The sequence below is a fragment of the Streptomyces sp. NBC_00322 genome, assembly GCF_036147535.1.
Taxonomy (GTDB): Bacteria; Actinomycetota; Actinomycetes; order Streptomycetales; family Streptomycetaceae; genus Streptomyces.
This window is the reverse complement of sequence record NZ_CP108019.1, coordinates 2086417-2104426: the sequence shown is the minus strand read 5'-3', so window position 1 is coordinate 2104426 and position 18010 is coordinate 2086417. Positions and strand designations below refer to the sequence as shown.

At 71.1% G+C, this 18010-nt stretch carries 14 protein-coding genes and 1 pseudogene; 8 read left to right on the top strand and 7 right to left on the bottom strand.

What is annotated here, in order from left to right; all coding sequences use genetic code 11:
* Positions 1–41 precede the first annotated feature (41 nt).
* From OG905_RS09550 to OG905_RS09540, 3 genes are read left to right on the top strand one after another with little or no spacing between them, the layout of a single operon-like run.
* Entirely contained in the window at positions 42–1613 is a 1572-nt protein-coding gene (locus OG905_RS09550; RefSeq protein WP_328667294.1) for an MFS transporter, read from the top strand.
* Positions 1610–3124 (top strand): FAD-dependent monooxygenase, encoded by a 1515-nt coding sequence (locus OG905_RS09545; RefSeq protein ID WP_328667293.1) that lies wholly within the window; start codon positions 1610–1612, stop codon positions 3122–3124. Before OG905_RS09550 ends, OG905_RS09545 begins: the two co-directional genes overlap by 4 nt.
* A complete protein-coding gene (locus OG905_RS09540; RefSeq protein WP_328667292.1) occupies positions 3121–3513 on the top strand; it encodes a PPOX class F420-dependent oxidoreductase in 393 nt (130 codons plus the stop codon). The genes OG905_RS09545 and OG905_RS09540 overlap by 4 nt, the downstream gene beginning before the upstream one ends.
* A 48-nt stretch (positions 3514–3561) precedes the next feature.
* On the opposite strand, the gene OG905_RS09535 is transcribed toward OG905_RS09540, so the two are convergent.
* The gene (locus OG905_RS09535) at positions 3562–4095 is read right to left on the bottom strand and encodes a cysteine hydrolase family protein (RefSeq protein ID WP_328667291.1); all 534 of its coding nucleotides are present in this window, start codon (positions 4093–4095) and stop codon (positions 3562–3564) included.
* Positions 4096–4159: 64 nt separating this feature from the next.
* Here OG905_RS09535 and OG905_RS09530 point away from each other — a divergent pair, with 64 nt between their 5' ends.
* Positions 4160–5020, top strand: a complete 861-nt coding sequence (locus OG905_RS09530) for an alpha/beta fold hydrolase (RefSeq protein ID WP_328667290.1) — start codon at positions 4160–4162, stop codon at positions 5018–5020.
* Between the two features lie 287 nt (positions 5021–5307).
* On the opposite strand, the gene OG905_RS09525 is transcribed toward OG905_RS09530, so the two are convergent.
* Complete coding sequence (locus tag OG905_RS09525) at positions 5308–5973, bottom strand: 4'-phosphopantetheinyl transferase family protein (RefSeq protein WP_328667289.1); 666 nt, start codon at positions 5971–5973, stop codon at positions 5308–5310.
* Positions 5974–6351: 378 nt separating this feature from the next.
* Between OG905_RS09525 and OG905_RS09520 the strand changes: the two genes are divergently transcribed.
* A complete protein-coding gene (locus OG905_RS09520) occupies positions 6352–9573 on the top strand; it encodes an AfsR/SARP family transcriptional regulator (protein WP_328667288.1) in 3222 nt (1073 codons plus the stop codon).
* Positions 9570–10871, top strand: a complete 1302-nt coding sequence (locus OG905_RS09515; protein WP_328667287.1) for an MFS transporter — start codon at positions 9570–9572, stop codon at positions 10869–10871. The genes OG905_RS09520 and OG905_RS09515 overlap by 4 nt, the downstream gene beginning before the upstream one ends.
* Before the next feature lie 76 nt (positions 10872–10947).
* Here OG905_RS09515 and OG905_RS09510 read toward each other — a convergent pair whose 3' ends face one another.
* The 5 genes and pseudogenes from OG905_RS09510 to OG905_RS09490 form a co-directional block, all read right to left on the bottom strand.
* Positions 10948–11940 carry a glycine betaine ABC transporter substrate-binding protein gene (locus OG905_RS09510; protein ID WP_328667286.1) on the bottom strand — a complete coding sequence of 331 codons (993 nt, stop codon included), beginning with the start codon at positions 11938–11940 and terminating at the stop codon, positions 10948–10950.
* The gene (locus tag OG905_RS09505) at positions 11940–12809 is read right to left on the bottom strand and encodes an ABC transporter permease (RefSeq protein WP_443043916.1); all 870 of its coding nucleotides are present in this window, start codon (positions 12807–12809) and stop codon (positions 11940–11942) included. The genes OG905_RS09510 and OG905_RS09505 overlap by 1 nt, the downstream gene beginning before the upstream one ends.
* A complete protein-coding gene (locus OG905_RS09500) occupies positions 12806–14101 on the bottom strand; it encodes an ABC transporter ATP-binding protein (protein WP_443043915.1) in 1296 nt (431 codons plus the stop codon). The genes OG905_RS09505 and OG905_RS09500 overlap by 4 nt, the downstream gene beginning before the upstream one ends.
* Positions 14094–14741 (bottom strand): ABC transporter permease, encoded by a 648-nt coding sequence (locus OG905_RS09495; protein WP_328667285.1) that lies wholly within the window; start codon positions 14739–14741, stop codon positions 14094–14096. The genes OG905_RS09500 and OG905_RS09495 overlap by 8 nt, the downstream gene beginning before the upstream one ends.
* Positions 14742–14805: 64 nt before the next feature.
* A pseudogene (locus tag OG905_RS09490) lies at positions 14806–14967 on the bottom strand (Lrp/AsnC family transcriptional regulator); the annotation flags it as partial.
* 516 nt (positions 14968–15483) lie between these two features.
* On the opposite strand from OG905_RS09490, the gene OG905_RS09485 reads away from it, so the two are divergent.
* Positions 15484–15840, top strand: coding sequence for a hypothetical protein (locus tag OG905_RS09485; RefSeq protein WP_328667284.1), 357 nt, complete (start codon positions 15484–15486; stop codon positions 15838–15840).
* Entirely contained in the window at positions 15837–17957 is a 2121-nt protein-coding gene (locus tag OG905_RS09480; protein ID WP_328667283.1) for a bifunctional polysaccharide deacetylase/glycosyltransferase family 2 protein, read from the top strand. The genes OG905_RS09485 and OG905_RS09480 overlap by 4 nt, the downstream gene beginning before the upstream one ends.
* The last annotated feature ends 53 nt before the right edge of the window (positions 17958–18010 follow it).

The following is an 18010-nucleotide window of genomic DNA, read 5'->3' as shown; positions in this document are numbered from 1 at the left end:
CACACCTATCCCCCCAACAACCCCCTGAAAGGGGATGTTTCATGAGTACGGCTCGTCCGGACACCGGTCGCGGCAATCCGACACTGACGCTTGTCGCGGTCTGTCTCGCCGTCCTGGTCCTGCCCGCCTCGCTGACCGGTACCTCCGTCGCCCTTCCGGACATCAGCTCCGATCTGGACGTGGGTCTCGCCCCGCTGCAGTGGGTGGTCAACGCCTACAACCTCGCGTTCGCCTGCTTCATGCTCGGCTGCGGCTCGCTCGCGGACATCGTGGGCCGGCGGCGGATGTTCGCCGGCGGTACCGCCTTGTTCGCCGTGTCGACCCTGGTCAGCGCGGTGACGTCGAGCATCGAGGTGCTCGACGTGGCGCGTGCGCTCGCCGGGCTCGGGGCCGCGGCGGTGATGACCTCGGGTGCCGCGATCCTGGCCACGACGTTCGAGGGGGCCGCCCAGGCGCGGGCCTTCGCGATCCTCGGCTCGTCGGCCGGTGCCGGTCTGGCACTCGGCCCGTCCAGTGCGGGTCTGCTCGTCAGCACCTTCGGCTGGCGTTCGGTGTTCTTCTCGCACCTGCTCATTTCGGTGCTCGTGCTCGTCGCGGTGCCGCTGATGCCGGAGTCGAAGAACCCCGCCGCGACGAAGGTCGACTGGGTCGGCACCACCACGTTCACGCTGTCCCTGTTCTGCCTGATGTACGCCATCGTCCAGGGGCCGCAGCAGGGCTGGACGAGCAGTACGACGCTGCTGCTGTTCGCCGCGGCGCTCGTACTGATGGCACTGTTCGCCGCCGCCGAACTGCGCCAGCGGCAGCCCATGATCGATCTCTCGCTCCTCAAGCAGGGCCGGTTCATGGCGGTTTCGCTCATCCCCATCGCGCTGTCTTTCAGCTTCGTGTGCCTGCTGGTGCTGCTGCCCACGTACTTCACCGGGGTCACGGGGATGAGCACGAACGCCTCGGGCGCCACGATGCTGCTGCTCACCCTGCCGGTCCTGGCGGTTCCGCTCGTCGTCAGCAAGCTGGTCAAGAGCGGCGTGTCCACCCGGCTCATCCTCACTCTGAGCCTCGTGGCCGCTGCGGTGGGCGCGGGCTGGCTCACCGTGATCGACCCGGACGTGTCCGTGGTGGCGCTGGTCGGTCCGCTGCTGCTGCTCGGCATCTCGATGGGCATGACGGCCGGTCTGGTGGACGGCGCGGCGATCACCTCCGTGCAGCCGACGCAGGCGGGTGCCGCCGCCGGTCTCTTCAACACGATGCGGCTGGCCGGCGAGGCGTTCGCCATCGCAGTGATGAGCGCCGTGCTGCTCAACTCGACCCGCTCGCACATCTCCGACGGCCTGTCCGGGGTCGAGGGCGCGAACGGCGTCGACGCGGGCGGCGTGGCCGACCGCGTGATCAGTGGCGACCTGACCGGAGCGGCCGACACCGTCACCGGTTCCGCGCGCTCCGACTTCCTCGACCTGCTCACCGGGAGCTACACGGACGGCCTGCACCTGGTGCTGTGGGTGGTCGTCGCCATCTGCGCCGCGAGCGCCGTGCCGGTGAGCGTGATGCTGCGCGAGCGCGCCGCCCAGCCGGCCGCGCCCGCCGAAGCCGTCGCCGAGGAGGCGACCGTATGACGACCCCCGCGGGTACGTTGCCCGTGCTGGTCGCGGGCGCGGGACCGGCCGGGCTCACCGCGGCGACCGAACTCGTCCGGCGTGGTGTACCGGTCCGCTGCGTGGACAAGGCCGAAGGCCCCAGCACGCTGTCGAAGGCGCTGGGCCTGTGGCCGCGGACCGTCGAGCTGATCCACCGGGTCGGCGGGCAGGACCTGCTCGCCGCGCGTGCGCTGCCCCAGTCGCAGATGCGGTACTACTCCGCGGGCAAGGTCATCGCCAACCTCCGCTACAAGCCGGCGACCCGGCCGCTGATCTGCCCGCAGCCGGACATCGAGGAGGTCCTGCGGACCAACCTCGCATCGGTCGGGGGCAGTGTGCGGTGGGGGACCGAGCTGCTGGGCTTCGAGCAGCTCGACGACCGGGTGCGGGCTCGCCTGCGCCACCCCGAGGGCACCGAGTACGAGGAGGAGTTCGCGTACGTCATCGGGGCGGACGGGGCGAGCAGCATCGTCCGCGGTCATCTCGGCATCGGCTTCGAGGGATCCACGTACGAACTGCGGTTCGTGGTCGCGGACGTGAGGGTCGACACCCGCTTCGACCACCGCATGACGCACTACTTCTGCTCACCTCGGGGCATCCTGGTGGCCTGCGGACTGCCGGACGGCCGCTGGCGCGTCTTCACCTCGGCGCCTCCCGGGGTCAGCCAGGAGGACGTCGACCTGGCCATGGTGCAGAGCCTGGTCGACGAGCGCGGGCCCGGCGGGATCCGGCTGCGCGACCCCGACTGGATCAGCGTCTTCAACGTGCACGCGCGGCACGCCGACACGACACGGGTCGGCCGGGTCTTCCTGATCGGCGACGCGGCGCACATCCACAGCCCGGCCGGCGGGCAGGGCCTCAACACCGGTGTCAACGACGCCCACAACCTGGCGTGGAAGCTCGCCCTCGTCTGGCGCGGGCACAGCGCCGAGCGGCTGCTCGACACCTATGTGAGCGAGCGCGGGGACGTGGCGCGCGCGGTGGTGCGCCAGGCAGACGTGCAGACGAAGCTGTGGCTGCTGCGCAAGAGCCACCAGGTCGTCCTGCGCGACGGCCTGTTGCGGGTCGCGTCGGGCCTGCGCCTCTTCGACCTGGCGTACATACCGTGGCTCGCCGGTCTGCGGACCAAGTACCGGACCGAACCCTCGGCCGGAAGGAGGACGGCCGGGTTCGTGCCCGGCGCGCTGGTGCCGCTGCCGCAGCGGAACGAACTCGACGATCTCCGCCACACGTTGATCCTCACGGGGGCGCAGGACGCGTCGGTGCGGGAGCTGACCCGGTGGTGTGCGGACCGGCTCGACGCGGTACTCGACGTCCGCACCGAGGCGCGCCGCGGAAAGCCCGCGCTCGTCCTTGCCCGGCCGGACGGTCACGTGGACTGGATCGCCAAGGACACCGCCACCATGCGGGCACGACTGACGGACCTGTTCCGCCCCCTGCTCGGGGCCCCGCAGGACGAACAAGAGAAAGTGAAGGAACACACGGCATGAGTCTCATTCCGGACAGCCACAAGGATCTGCTGGAGCGGCCGCTCTTCGGTCATCTCGCCACGATCCGGGCCGCGGGCGACGGGCCGCAGGTGAACCCGATGTGGTTCTCCTGGGACGGCGAGTACGTCCGGTTCACCAACACGACGGTCCGCTACAAGTACAAGAACATCACGGCCGACCCGCATGTCGCGGTGTCGGTCAACGACCCGGAGCAGCCGTACCGCTACCTGGAGATCCGCGGCGAGGTGGTCCGGATCGACGACGACTCGTCCGGTGAGTTCTTCGCGCAGCTCGCGGAGCGGTACGGCATGAAGCTGGACGGCCCGCCGCCGGACGTCGCGCACCGCATCGTGTACGTGGTCAAGCCCACCGCGGTCAGCCACCAGTGATCCGGTCGGCCTGAGACCGGCTCGTGCCGCACCGCCGGACCGCGAGGGTCAGTTTCCGCTGACCTTCGCGGTCACCAGGTCCGCGACCACGGCGGTGCCCGCGCCGAGCGCGGTGAGGCGGTCGAGCGCCTCGCGGTGCTGTGCCTCGTCCACGCTGGCCGTGGCGTCGGAGACGACGACCACCCCGTAGCCCAGACGCAGCGCCGTCGCGGCGGTGGACGCGACACCGTGCGCGGTGGACAGTCCGGCGACCACGACCTCGGTGACGCCTTCGCCGCGCAGCCGGTCGTGGAGGTCGGTGCCCTCGAAGGCGTCAAGGCCGTGCTTGGTCACCAGGTGCTCGCCGGTACGCGGTTCGAAGCCGGAGATCAGCTGGTTGGGGGCGGCACTGATGCCGCCGTCGGCGCCGTCCTCTCGTACGTAGCGGACGAAGACGACGGGCGAGGAGCCGGTGTTCGCGAAGTGCTCGCGCAGCCTTGCGCAGGCGTCGGCAACCACGTCACCGCCTACTGGCTGCCACGGCATGTCGACGATCCACCGCTGCAGATCAACCAGGACAAGTGCCGTGCGTGCGCGGGTCATTCTGTTCCCCCAGGACGGATGATCAGCGGTCCACCGCACCCTACCAAGGGGAAGAGACAGCCCAATGGAGTGGCCAATCGCGACGCGGGACGGTCTGCGACTGTGGACGGAGACGTTCGGCAGCCGCGGCGATCCGGCGGTGCTGCTGGTGATGGGCGGCTCGGCGCCGGGCATCGTGTGGCCGGACGAGCTGTGCCGGCTCATCGCCAAGGACGGGTACTTCGTGGTGCGTTACGACCACCGGGACACCGGCAGGTCGGGGAAGTCCGACGACGAGTACGACCTGTCGACGCTCGCCGCGGATGCAGCCGACGTGCTCGTGGGGCTCGGACTTGGCTCGGCGCACGTGGCGGGCCAGTCCGTCGGCGGCATGGTGGCCCAGCTGCTCGCGCTCGACCGGCCCGAACTCGTCCGGTCGCTGGTGCTGCTGTCCAGTTCCCCGGACGCGAACGGCGACGTATGGCTGCCGCCGCGCACCGGACTGCCCGGTCCGCGCCGGCCGATGCTGGAGCACGCCGCCCGGCTCGCCGCGTCCCCGCCCCAGGGGCCCGAGGAGAGCCTGGCCGCTGCCGTCGACGGCTGGCAGGTGCTGGTCGGGTCCTACGTGCCGTTCGACCGGACGTACTGGATCGATCTGGTCAGGCGCGTGAAGGACCGCGACCACGGCCCCGACACTGCCTGGCGCCATGCGACGGCCCTGGACCGCACGCCCCCGCTCACCGGGCGGATCGCCGCCCTCGACGTGCCGACGCTTGTCGTGCACGGCGAGCGGGACCCCGTCCTGCCGTTGGAGCACGGCGAGGAACTGCGCCGGGTGATCCCGCACGCCCGCCTGTGGCGGATCGCCGGCATGGGCCACATCTTCCCGCCGCACTGGTCGTCGACCATCAGCTCGCTGGTCGTCGACCATCTGCGCAGGACATGAATGTCGCGTACGAAGGAGTCTGTGATGCGTCACGCAACCGACAGGACCGCCCCCTCGCGTATACAACCCAGGGTGCGGGTGAGTTCCGACACCGGGCGTCGGGACACGGAAACTCTGTTCCTCCAGGCACTGCGGAGTCGGCACGCCTCTTACCGCCTCGACGAGGCGTCCTTCGCGGATCCGCTGAGGACGACTATTTCCTGGTTCACCGGCACCGTATGAGCACGGTTGCCTATGGAACAAAGAGCCCGGAAGAAATTAAAGGTCAGTAGTTCGTCACGAGCCCGTCACTCCAACGCAACAGCCGTCAGGATGAGAAAATCCCGTACCGCCCAACGGCCGTGGAGCACTTCGTGGCGAAATTCCCGCGCCGCACCACTCCGCTCACTCGGGCGGACCCGGAAGGTCCCCTCTGCCACGTTCCCAGAGCCGCCCGCGCCATTGCCACAAACCCGCCCGGACAGCGTGAGTTCCGCGTCCCGGAAACCCAGCCGGATCCCGTGCAATGGATACCACGCCTTGTATGCAGCCTCCTTGGCGCTGAACAGCAGCCGGTCCACGCGGACGTGGGTGAGGAGCGCCGCCAACTCCCGCAGCCGCGCCCGTTCCCCGGCGGACGAGACAAGCTCCAGGACACCGTCACGCAACCCCAGGTTCGGCTCGGCGTCGATGCCGAGCGCCGTGATGTCGGCGCGGCGGGCGAGCACCGCGGCCCGGTACCCCCGGCAGTGCGTGATGCTCCCCACCAGCCCCGACGGCCAGACAGGAGCCCCCGTCGCGTCGGCGGGCACGGGCCCCGGCTCCTCGCCGAGCAGCTCCATGGCGCGGCGGGCGCAGCCGCGCCCGGCGGCGAACTGGTCCCTCCGCTCGGGCAACGCCGCCGCGATCAGAGCCCGTTCGGCCGGCGAGAGGACACTCTCGTCACCGGGGGCGTCACTGACGTCCTCGGCCACCGCAACACATTGCGGCAGCAGTCCTTCGATCACCAAGTCCCCCGATATCGGCCGCCGTTCAGCCCGAGCAGCGGCGGACGTTACCATGTGACCCATCGAACAAGGCGGCACCCCCGGCCCGCCTTCGGCATCCCCTAAGGTGGCAAGCGCACAACTGAACAGTCCCAGGCGCGCGTTCCGGCAATGACGCGGCTCGTAAGCGCGGGGGAGGCTGTGCACACGCCTACGGGGGATGGCAAGAACTGCATGGAACGAATCGAATTCGTCCCATCGCCTAGCGTCCCGGCGCATCGCGCCGGGGATAGCTTTGGGATACTCGGGACGCTCTCCGCGTGCGTCGCCGGCAAAGAACTGGCAATTGATTCCGGGAAGCTCCGGGTGCTGCTGGCGGCGCTGCTGCTGCGGTCCGGCGAGGTCGTCGACAACGACCGTCTCGCCGAATGGCTGTGGGACGAGCGCAAGCCGTCGAATCCACGAGGAGCACTGCACACGTACGTACGACGGCTGCGGATGCTGCTCGGCGACGCGGACCTGGTGGAGACGGCGGCCGGCGGCTACCGGATCGACGTGGCCGAGGCGGAGCTGGACCTCACGCGGTTCCGCCGCCTGGTCCGGCTCGCACGGCAGGCCGAGACGCCGGAGGAGCGGGCCCGGCTGCTGGCCGAGGCGCTGACTGTCTGGCGCGGTGCGCCGCTCGCGGACATACCGTCGGACTCGTTGCGCCGTGACGAGTCCCCGGCCCTGGAGGACGAGCGGCTCGGCGTGCTGGAGGCGTACTTCGAGACCGAACTCCACCTCGGCAGGCACGGGCAGCTGGTGAAGGACCTGCGCACCGCCGCCATGGACAACCCCTTACGGGAGAACTTCTGGAGCCTGCTGATGCTGGCTCTGTACCGCTCGGGGCGGCAGGCGGAGGCGCTGGACGTCTACCAGCAGGCCCGCCGCGAACTGGTCGAGCAGCTCGGCGTCGAACCCGGGGAGCGGCTGCGCGCCCTGCACACCGGCATCCTCGAATCGGACCCCGCCCTCGCGGCCCCGAACGGGCCGCGCCCCGGCGTCGGCGAGGCTGTCACGGTGCCCGCCCAACTCCCGCCGCTGGCCATGGGGTTCGTGGGACGGGACGACGTCGTCGACCGGGTCGAGACGATGCTTCCGCCGGCGCCGGACCGTACCGGTGTCCCCGTCGTGGTCCTGTCCGGGCCGCCCGGCGTCGGCAAGACGGCGCTCGCGGTCTGGCTCGGCAGCCGGGTGCGGGGCGCGTTCCCGGACGGACAGCTGTACGTGAACCTGCGCGGCTACGAGCAGGGCGGGGAGCACGCGCCGCTCCCGCCGGACCAGGTGCTCTCGCAGTTCCTGCGCAGCCTCGGCGTGCCCGCGGACCAGATCCCGGTCGACCCGGTCGAACAGGCCAACCTCTACCGGTCGAAGCTGACCGGGAAGAGCGTGCTGGTGGTGCTGGACAACGCGTCCAGCGTCGAGCAGGTGCTGCCACTCATCCCCGGGGACGCGGGATGCTCCGTACTGATCACCAGCAGGCGGCAGTTGCGCTCCCTCGCGGTCACCCACGGCGCTCAGGTGATCCGGGTCGGCACGCTCAGCCCACGGGAGTCGGCCGAGCTGGTTACCGGCATGATGCGGCAGGCCGCGGTGGCGATCGAGCCGGACGTGGTACGCGAAGTCGTCGCCCTGTGCTGCTACCTGCCGCTCGCGCTGCGGATCGCCGCGGCCAACCTGATCGGCGCCCCGGGCGGGCAGACCGAGGACTACCTGGAGAGTCTGCGGCGCGGCAACCGCCTCGCCGCCCTGTCCGTCGACGGCGACACCACGTCCGCCGTCTCCACGGCCATCGCCCTGTCGTACGACGCGTTGACCCCGGACGACCGCGCGGTCTTCCGCCTCGCGGGGCTCTTCCCCGGCTCCGACTTCACCCCCGCCGCCGTCTCGGTGCTCGCCGACATCAGCGAGGCGCAGGCGCGGACAGGTCTGAGCCGCCTGGAGACGGCGAGCCTGTTGCAGCAACCCGCCCCGGGCCGCTACCAGTTCCACGACCTGCTGCGCGAGTACGCGCAGGACCGCGCGCTCGCCGAGCATTCCGCGGGGGAGCGGGCCGAGGCCCTTGAGCGGCTCGGCCAGTGGTACCTCGCGGGCGCCTGCGCCGCGGCCGACGTCCTCTACTCGGAGTTCGTGCGGCTCGCCCAGCCGGAGCGGCGGAAGGCGACGTTCGACGCGCCGCAGTTCCCGAACGAGAGCCACGCGACGGCCTGGCTGCTGGCCGAGCGGCGCAATCTGATGGCCTGTGTGCGCCACTTCGGAACGCACGGCCCGCACCACCTGTCCTGGCACCTGGCCGACGCGCTGCGCGGCTTCTTCTGGACGGGCAAGTACCGCACCGAATGGCGGGAGACCACCAGTATCGGCCTGTCCGCCGCCGAGACCCACCACGACGAACGCGGCATCGCGGCCATGCATCGCAGCCTCGCCAACCTCCACAACACGCTCGGCGACTACGAGCGGGCCATCGCGCACCAGGAGAAGAGCCTCGCGCTGCACGACCGCCTCGGCATGGCCGAGGAGGTCGCGGCCACGCTCAACAACATGAGCCTCGCCCACCTCAGCCTGGGCCGGGGCGTGCGGGCCGAGGAGGCCGCACGGCGGGCGCTCGACGTCGCGCACAGCATCCGGTCACCCCGGCTCGAAGCCACCACCCAGGGCCTGTTGGGGTTCATCCACTGGACGCACGGCGACATGGCGCGCGCCACCGAATGCCTCACCGCGTCGCTGGCCACCGCAGGCGGCCTCGGCCTGCACCACATCAGCTCGTACAGCCTGCGCAACCTGGGCCTGGTGCGCCAGGCCACCGGAGAGCTGTCCGAGGCGCGGTCCTGTTTCACCCGGGCGCTGAAGGTGTCCGAGTCCATCGACTCCTCTTACGACAGGAGCATCTCGCTGTACGGGCTCGCCCTCGTCGACCTGGACATCGGCAGGCACGAGACCGCGCTCGACTCGGCGCAGCGGGCGCTGAGCTCCTTCCAGGAGTGCGGCGACCGCACCTACGAGGTGGAGACCCTGTGCCTGCTGTCGGCCATCAGCGCGGGCCTCGACTCGCTGCCGGAGTCGGCCCGTTACGCGGCCACGGCGCTCGACGGGGCCCGGCAGATCGGCTACGTCGACGGCGAGGCGTACGCGCTGGCCCGCATGGCCGTCACCGACGGCCTGCTGGGCCGTGAGGATGCCGCCGGGCACGCCGAGGCGGCCCGCTCCCTCGCCGAGGGGAGCGTGAACCACATCGCCCGCAGCAAGGTCCTCCTGGAACTCGCCCCGCTCTATCTGAGTCTGGGTGACCCGCACCGCGCCGAGGAGTGCGCACAGCTGGCGCTCGCCCTGTCGCAGCCGACCGCGCAGCGTCTGAACATCGCCAGGGCCCAGCACGTCCTCGGCACCGTCGCCACGTTCGACGGCGACCACCCGCGGGCGCGGGATTACTGGACCAAGGCTCTGGAGTCGTTCACCGAGATCGGCGTCGCCGAGGCGGACGACGTACGCGAACTGCTCGGCACCACTCCCGCCACACGCTCACAGAACGAGAGGACGGCATCGTGAACACCCTTGCCGCAGAGGCGAGTCGCGTATCCGTGAGGCGGGACCGCCTGCGGCCGGTGGTGGTCGCCTCCATCGGCAACGCAATGGAGTGGTTCGACTGGGCCACGTTCGTGACGTTCGCCGCGCTGCTCGGCCCGCACTTCTATCCGTCGGGCGATGCCACCACGAACCTCCTGCAGACCCTGTCGGTGTTCGCCGTCGGGTTCCTGTTCCGGCCGCTCGGCGGGGCGCTGATCGGCGGGTACTGCGACCGCAACGGCCGGAGCGCCGCGCTGAGGCTGTCCCTGCTGATGATGGCGGGCGGCAGCCTCGTGATCGCGCTCGCGCCGCCCTACCGGACGGTCGGCGTGCTGGCCCCGGTGCTGCTGGTGGTGGCCAGGGCGCTGCAGGGGCTGTCCGCCGGCGGCGAGGGCGCGGCGATGAGCACGTACGTGAACGAGATCGCGCCGCGCGGGCGCCGCGGCCTGTACTCGAGCGCCGTCTACATCAGCACCACCCTCGGCACGCTCGCGGCCACGCTGCTCGCGCTGCTGCTGCACCACACGCTCACCCCCGCCCAATTGGTGAGCTGGGGCTGGCGGGTGCCCTTCGCGCTCGGCGCGCTGTTCGCCGTGTACGGCTGGTACCTGCGCGGCCGGATGCGCGAGACACCCGTCTTCGACGCGGCACGGGAGCGGCCCCGCAACCCGGCGCGGCAAGTGCTGCGTACGCACCCGCGCGCTGCCGCCCGCGTGGTCGGGTTCACGCTGGGCGCGACCGTCGTCTACTACACCTTCGCCTCGTACCTGCCGCTGTACGCCCAACTCCAGTACGGCGTACCGGCGAACACCGCGCTGTGGGCCGCCGTCGTCGCGCAGGTGGTGTTCATGGCCGCGCTTCCGCTGTTCGGCATGGCAGCCGACCGGTTCGGGCGCCGTCCGCTGCTGCTGGTGTTCGGCGGGGGGTTCGCCTGTCTGTCGCCGGTGCTCTTCGGGCTCCTGTCGGGCTCGGCGGTGAGGCTGGGCGTGGTGATGACGGCGGCGCTGCTGCTGTTCGGCTGCTACGCGGCGGCCGCTCCGTCGGCGACGCTGGAGATGTTCCCGACGTCGGTGCGGTCGAGCGGCGTCGGCCTGCCGTACGCGCTGACGGTGGCTCTGTTCGGCGGTACGGCGCCCTACCTGATCGAGTACCTCGCGACGCACGGCCACGCCTCCTGGTACCGGTGGTACGTCGCGGTGCTCTGCCTGATCAGCACCGTCTCGTTCTTCCGGTACCGGGAGACGAAGGACGTGGACCTGGCGGCCGTCGGCCGGACCTGACCGCGCCGCCCATGCCCCGCCCCGCTGCAGGTCGCGGTCAGGTCTTCGGCCCCTGGAGGTGGGCCGATTCCGTCTGTCAGCCCTCCCGGATGAAGCCCTCCCGCACCAGCCAGTCCTTCGCCACCTCGTGCGGGTCCTCCCCGTCCACGTCCACCCGCGCGTTCAGCCGCTGGGCCTCCGCCCCCGTCAGCCGCTTGGTGATCGGGGCGAGGACGTCGGCGATGGCGGGGTACTTTCTCATCGTGGCGCTGTTCATCTCGGGTGCCGCGTTGTAGTTGGGGAAGAAGTGCCGGTCGTCCTCCAGCACCTTCAGCTCGAGTTCCGGAATGCGGCCGTCGGTGGTGGCCGCCACGCCGAGGGTGCAGGCGGCGCCCTTGGCGACCTGGGTGTAGACGATGCCGTCGTCCATCTTTTTGAAGTTCCCGCGCCGGAGGGCGAATCCGTACGTCTTCGCCACGCCCGGCAGGCCGTCCTCGCGCACCGAGAATTCGCTTCCGCCGCAGATCGTCGCCGCGCCCGGGTCCTTCTTCGTCAGACGTGCCACGTCGGAGAGGGTGCGCAGCCGGTACTTCTGCGCATTCGCCCGGTTCGCGACCAGCGCGTAGGTGTTGTTGAGCGCGGCGGCGGGCAGCCAGGTGATGCCGTTGCGGCGGCGGTCCTCGTCGCGTACGGCCTCCCACTGCTCGTACGGGTCGACGACCGGCTTGGTGTGACCGAGGTAGGTGATCCAGGCCGTGCCCGTGTACTCGTACATCCCGTCCGCCGCACCGGACTTGACCGCCTCGCGGGCACCGATCGAGCCCTGGATGTTCGTCCGGTCCAGGACTTCCGCGCCGGCCGCTTTGAAGACCAGCCCCATGATCTGGCCCAGGATGATCTGCTCGGTGAACTCCTTGGAGGTCACGGTCAGTTGGGCGCCCTCCAGCGGTCGCCCCTTGCCGATGGAGCCGGGCTGCACCGAGTCGGCCAGCGGGCTGCCGCTGGTCAGTCCGCAGCCGCTCAGCCCTGCGGCGGCGAGCAGCAGGGCGCCCGCTCCCGCGACGGCCGTCCGTACCCGGGTCAGGCGCATCAGTCCACCTCCAGGCCGCGTGGGCGCAGCAGCAACTCGACGAGCATCCCCAGCCAGTCCACGATCAGCGCCATGGCGACCGTCAGTACGGAGCCGAGCACCAGCACCGGCATGCGCTGGTTGGTGATGCCGGAGGAGATCAGGTCCCCGAGTCCTCCTCCGCCGCCGAAGGTGGCCAGCGTCGCGGTGCCGACGTTCAGCACGAGCGCGGTCCGTACGCCCGCCAGGATCAGCGGTACGGCCAGGGGCAGTTCGACCCGGAACAGCACCAGCAGCGGCGACATCCCGATGCCGCGCGCCGCCTCCACGAGTGCCGGGTCGGTGGCTCTCAGGCCGGCCACGGTGTTGCTCAGCACCGGCAGCACCGCGAATGCCACGATGCCGACCAGGGCGGCTCGTTGGCCGATGCCGAGCCAGATCACCAGCAGCGCCAGCAGGCCCAGGGCCGGGGTCGCCTGGCCGATGTTGGCCGCCGCGACGAACGGCGGTGCGGCCCGGCGCAGGACCCCGCGCGTCAGCGCGATGCCCAGCGGGATCGCGATGATGAGCACGAAGAAGGTGGAGATCGCGACGAGTTCGGTCTGCTGGAGGAGTGCGGTGCGCACGGCGCCGTCTGCGAGGGCGTTCCTGGCGATCGAGTCCAGCTCGGTGGTGCGGAGATACAGCGCGGTGGCGCCGAGGACGACCGCGACGAAGGCCGGCAGCGTCACCAGCTTCTGCCAGGTGATGCGGGGCGGGACCCGGTCCAGTGCGGCGAGCCGGGTCACGGGCTCGTCATGCCCTGGCCCTGGAGCCGGCCCCGGGGACCCGTAACCGGCCTCGGGGGCGGCTCCACCACCGGTCCCGACGTCGACCTCGCTCCGGCTCACGCGGGCTCACCCCGGCCGGTCGGCCGAGCCTTCTCGGCTCCCCGCTCGCCCGGCGCCCCGTGCATCGCGTTCAGCAGTGTCGACATGTCCACCACGCCGGTGTACGCGCCGTCCTGTCCCGTGACCGCGACGCGGCCCGCACCGTCGGCCAGCAGCGCCTCCAGCGCGTCCCGCAGCGTCATGTCCATCCCGATCCGGCTCCGTACGGGGGTGCCCGCCGACAACGGCAGTGGCTCTCCGCCGGGTTGCGCACTCCGGGCGCGCGTCAGGTCCTCGCGTCGCAGCCAGGAGTGCGGGCGCCGCTCCCGGTCCAGTAGCAGCAGGTGGTCGGCGGAGGCGGAGCCCGCGTCCAGCAGGTGCAGGGCGGTCTCGAGCGGGTCGTCGACGGTGGCGGTCGGGACGTCGGCGAGCTCCACCTCCCGTACGCGCTTGAGGTGCAGCCGCTTCACCCCGGCTCCCGCGCCCACGAAACCGGCGACGAAGTCGTCCGCCGGACTGGCCAGGATCGCTTCCGGAGTGTCTAACTGGGCGATCTGCGACCGGTCGCGCAGCACCGCGATCCGGTCGCCGACCTTGATGGCCTCGTCGAAGTCGTGCGTGACGAAGACGATCGTCTTGCGTAACTCGCGCTGCAACCGGATGAGTTGGTCCTGCAGGCGCTCGCGGGTGATGGGGTCGACGGCCCCGAACGGCTCGTCCATCAGCAGCACGGGCGGGTCGGCCGCCAGCGCCCGCGCCACCCCGACCCGCTGCTGCTGGCCGCCGGAGAGCCGGCGCGGATAGCGGCCGCGGAACTCCCCGGGATCCAGCCCGACCAGTTCGAGCATCTCCTCGACCCGGTCCCGCACCTTCGCGCGGGGCCAGTCGGCCATCTTCGGTACGAGCGCGATGTTCTCGGCGACGGTCATGTGCGGGAAGAGGCCCGTGGCCTGGATGGCGTAGCCGATGGTGCGGCGGAGCGCCACGGGGTTGATGCCGGTGACGTCCTCGCCGCCGATGGTGATCCGCCCCGAGGTCGGCTCGATCAGCCGGTTGATCATCTTGAGGGTGGTGCTCTTGCCGCAGCCCGAGGGCCCCACGAGGATCACGGTTTCGCCGGCCGCGACGTCCAGGGTCACGTCCTCCACGGCCGGGGCTTGGCTGTCCGGATAGCGCTTGGTGAGGTTGTCCAGCCGGATACTCGCGCCGGCGGCGGCCGGCCGGTCGGGCCCGGCGGATCGGGCGGATCCGCCGGGGCCTGCGGCGCCGGACGTCGGGGAGGTCGGTTCGACGATTTCGGCAGAGTCAGCCACGGATCCCCCGTGAGATGGTGAGCCGTCCGATCAGCACGTACCCGGCGTCGAACAGCAGGGCCAGGACGACGATTCCGAGCGTCCCCGACAGCACTTCGTTGAGCGCGTTCGCACTGCCCAGGCTGGAGATCCCGCGGAAGATCTGGTTGCCGAGCCCGGGCCCCGAGGCGAAGGCCGCGATCGCCGCGATGCCCATCAGCATCTGGGTCGACACCCGGACACCGGTGAGGATCGGCGGCCAGGCGAGGGGCAGTTCGACCCTGAGCAGCTGGGCGAACCGTGACATCCCCATGCCCTTGGCGGCCTCGACGAGGGCGGGGTCGACTCCGCGCAACCCGACGACCGCGTTACGGACCACGGGCAGCAGCCCGTACAGCGTCAGCGCGATGACGGTCGGCGCGACGCCGAGGCCGACGACCGGGACGAGCAGGCCGAGGAGAGCCAGGGAGGGGACGGTGAGGATGCTTGCGGTCGTGGTGATCGCGAGGTTTCCCGCCCATTCGGTGCGGTAGGTGAGGACGCCGATCAGGACCCCGAGCAGTGTGGCGACGACCATGCACTGGAAGACGGCGCTGGCGTGCTGATAGGCGTCCACCAGCAGTTGTTGGTAGCGGGTGCCCAGGTACTCCCAGAAGCTCACTTCTCGGTCCCTCCCTCAAGGCCGGTCCTCCAGCGGTCAGCGGTCCATACGGCGCCTGCCGCGGCGCCTGGCGCACCAGTGGAGTGATCCGGAGCGCACCGGATTCTCCAACGTGATCGCCGTCGAGGCCCGCACGTTGCCATCGAATCCCGCCATCCGGTCGATCACGCGCTGCAAGTCGGCACTTCGAGCGTGCCACCAAACGGCACAGCCTGTCACCACCCCCGCCGGCGGCGAGGAGTACGTGGGCCGCGCCCGACGGGCGATGTCGAAGGCCAGGACGGCCTGTTGCCGTGCCGCCCGGGTGACCGCCCGCCCGTTCGGGGGTGCCCGACACCGTCCGCCCGAGTTAGGGTCGGGGGCTGCGTGATGGCTGACGGCCGCACCCTGGCCTCCCGGCCCTTGTGAGGGCATATGCGTACGTGGTCTTCCCGGCCCCACCCGGGAAGGGCGCAGGGCATGCGCGCGTACGGGAACCCTCCGTACGCGCCGGGCACCGGGATGCGGCTCCGACGTCTCACGGGCAGTACAGCGGACCCCCGGGTCCGTACCCCCCACACACAAAGAGTCGCGCGTGCGCGGCCGCAGATCAGGAGCACCAGTGCAGGGCATCCCCCACATAGCCAGCACACCGCACGACGGGCGATTGTCGTCCGTACCCCCTGCCCGCAGGGAGCAGCACACGGGGCGGGACATGACACATCGCATGCCGCACCGGGTGGCGGCGCCTCGCGTGACCCCGGTGGCACAACGTCCCCAGGCCGCCGCCCCCCAACTCCCCGTCTTCATCGACCAGTCGGGCTGGCGCAGGCGGACGCTGCAAGGCGTGGCGCTGGCCGTGGGCTGCGCCTGCCTCGGGTATCTGCTGTTCGTCGGCACGCTGATCAGCGGACTCCGGCAGCCCGTCGGCACGCACCCGCCGAGTACGAACGGACCAGCGCCCTCCGGCCCGGACACCGGCAAGGCGCCGCACGGCCCCGCCGCACCGGCCCGAGCAGAGGCCCACCGGCCACCGGCCAGGGCCCACGCGGACCGGGACGACCGCCGCCGCCCGCCGGCCGGCAGATCCGTCCCGCCGGCCGGAGGCCTGAAGCAGTGAGCCGGCGCGCCGCTGTTCGCCGCCCGCCGCGCGGACACTGGCTCGTCCTCCTGCTGGTTCTCCTGGTGGTCGCCGTCACCCTCCTCTTCGAGGGCTGGACGACCCACCAGGTCGACGCCGCGCGCGCCAAGCCGCCGTGCACCCGGCCGATCCCGCGCGAGGCGGACGACGGGAAGCCGCTGCTGCGGTTCGGCCCGACGGGGGTCACCACCGCGGCCATGCGGCCGGGGACCGTCGCGCTCACTTTCGACGGCGGGCCCGACCCGGTGTGGACACCGCGCCTGCTCGACCTGCTGCGCAGGCACCACGCTCGGGCGACCTTCTTCGTCTACGGGAAGGACGCTGCCCGGCACCCGGAGCTGATGCGGCGGATCCTGTACGAGGGCCACGAGATCGGCTCGTACACCTACAGCGGCGGCGACCTCGGTGTCGCCTCGCCGCTGCGCGCGCGCCTTGAACTGTCGCTCACCCAGACGGCTTTCGCGGGTGCGGTCGGCATCAACACCACCCTGCTGCGGCTGCCGCACACCACGGCCGCGGACACGCTCTGCGGCGCCGAGTGGCCGGCCGCGAAGCGCGCGGCGGCGCAGGGGTACCTGGTGGTCGCCTCGGACCACAAGGACCGCAAGCCGTGGCGGGGGGTGGTGACGCAGCACAGCCAGACCGATCTGGGCTACCACGAGGCCGAGGAACTACTGCGGGACCACAGCGTGAAACGGTTCACCACCGTCAGCGGCGGCCTTGAACGCCCCTCCTTCATCGACCAGGTCCCGGTCGCCCAGGAGATCAAGGGCGAGGGCCTGATCTGGTCGCAGCGACTCGGGCACGCCTTCCTCACCGTGATGGTGTGGACGCTGACCCTCACGGGCGTGCTCGGCGTCCTGCGGATGCTCCTGTTCACGGTGTTCGCCCGGCTCCACGTGCGCAGGCTGCACCGGTACCGGCCCGGCGCACCACGGCTGCGCGAGGTGCGGGAGCCGGTGACGGTCCTGGTGCCCGCGTACAACGAGGAGGCCGGCATCGCCTCCACCGTGTACTCGCTGCTCGCCTCCACCCACCCGCACGTGCAGATCATCGTGATCGACGACGGCTCGACCGACGCCACCGCCGACATCGCTGAGGAGATCGACGACCCGCGGGTGACGGTGATCCGGCAGCCCAACGGCGGCAAGCCCAGCGCCCTCAACACCGGCCTGGCGCACGCCCGGCACGACATCGTCGTCATGGTCGATGCGGACACCATCTTCGAACCCGAGGCGCTGGCCCGGCTGGTCCAGCCGCTCGCCCACCCGGCGGTCGGTGCGGTCAGCGGCAACACCAAGGTCGGCAACCGGCGCCGCCTGCTGGGTAAATGGCAGCACTTGGAGTACGTCCTCGGCTTCAACCTCGACCGGCGGATGTTCGAGGTCCTGGAGTGCATGCCGACGGTGCCGGGGGCGATCGGCGCCTTCCGCAGGGACGCGCTGATGGGCGTCGGCGGCGTCAGCGACGAGACCCTGGCCGAGGACACCGACCTCACGATGGCACTCTGGCGGGCCGGCTGGCGCGTCGTTTACGAGGAGTCGGCGGTCGCCTGGACCGAAGTGCCCAGCACCGTGCGGCAGTTGTGGCGTCAGCGCTACCGCTGGTGCTACGGCACCCTCCAGTCGATGTGGAAGCACCGTCACGCGGTGACGGAGGTCGGCCCCGCCGGACGCTTCGGCCGTCGTGTGCTGCTCTACGTCACGCTGTTCCAGATCGTGCTGCCGCTGTGCGCACCGGTTGTGGACATGTTCGCCCTGTTCGGGGCGCTGTTCCGTGATCCCTTGGAGGCCGCCCTCGTCTGGTTCGGGTTCCTCGCCGTCCAGTTGGTCACCGCCGCGTACGCGCTGCGGCTCGACCGCGAACAGCTGCGCGTGCTGTGGGTGCTGCCGCTCCAGCAGTTCGTCTACCGGCAGTTGATGTACCTGGTGGTCATCCACTCCGTGACCACGGCGCTGCTCGGCACCCGACTGAAGTGGCACAGCATGAAGCGCACCGGAACCGCCGACCCGTATCTGCTCGAAATGCCGTCCGGGGAGACGTCCGGAGATCCGCTCGACGAGCCGCCCCCGCGGCGGAGCCTGTCGTCGCAGTGATCCAGGCGCGGGACGGGAGGGGAACCGGCGAGCGGCCGCGCGAGTCGGACCTG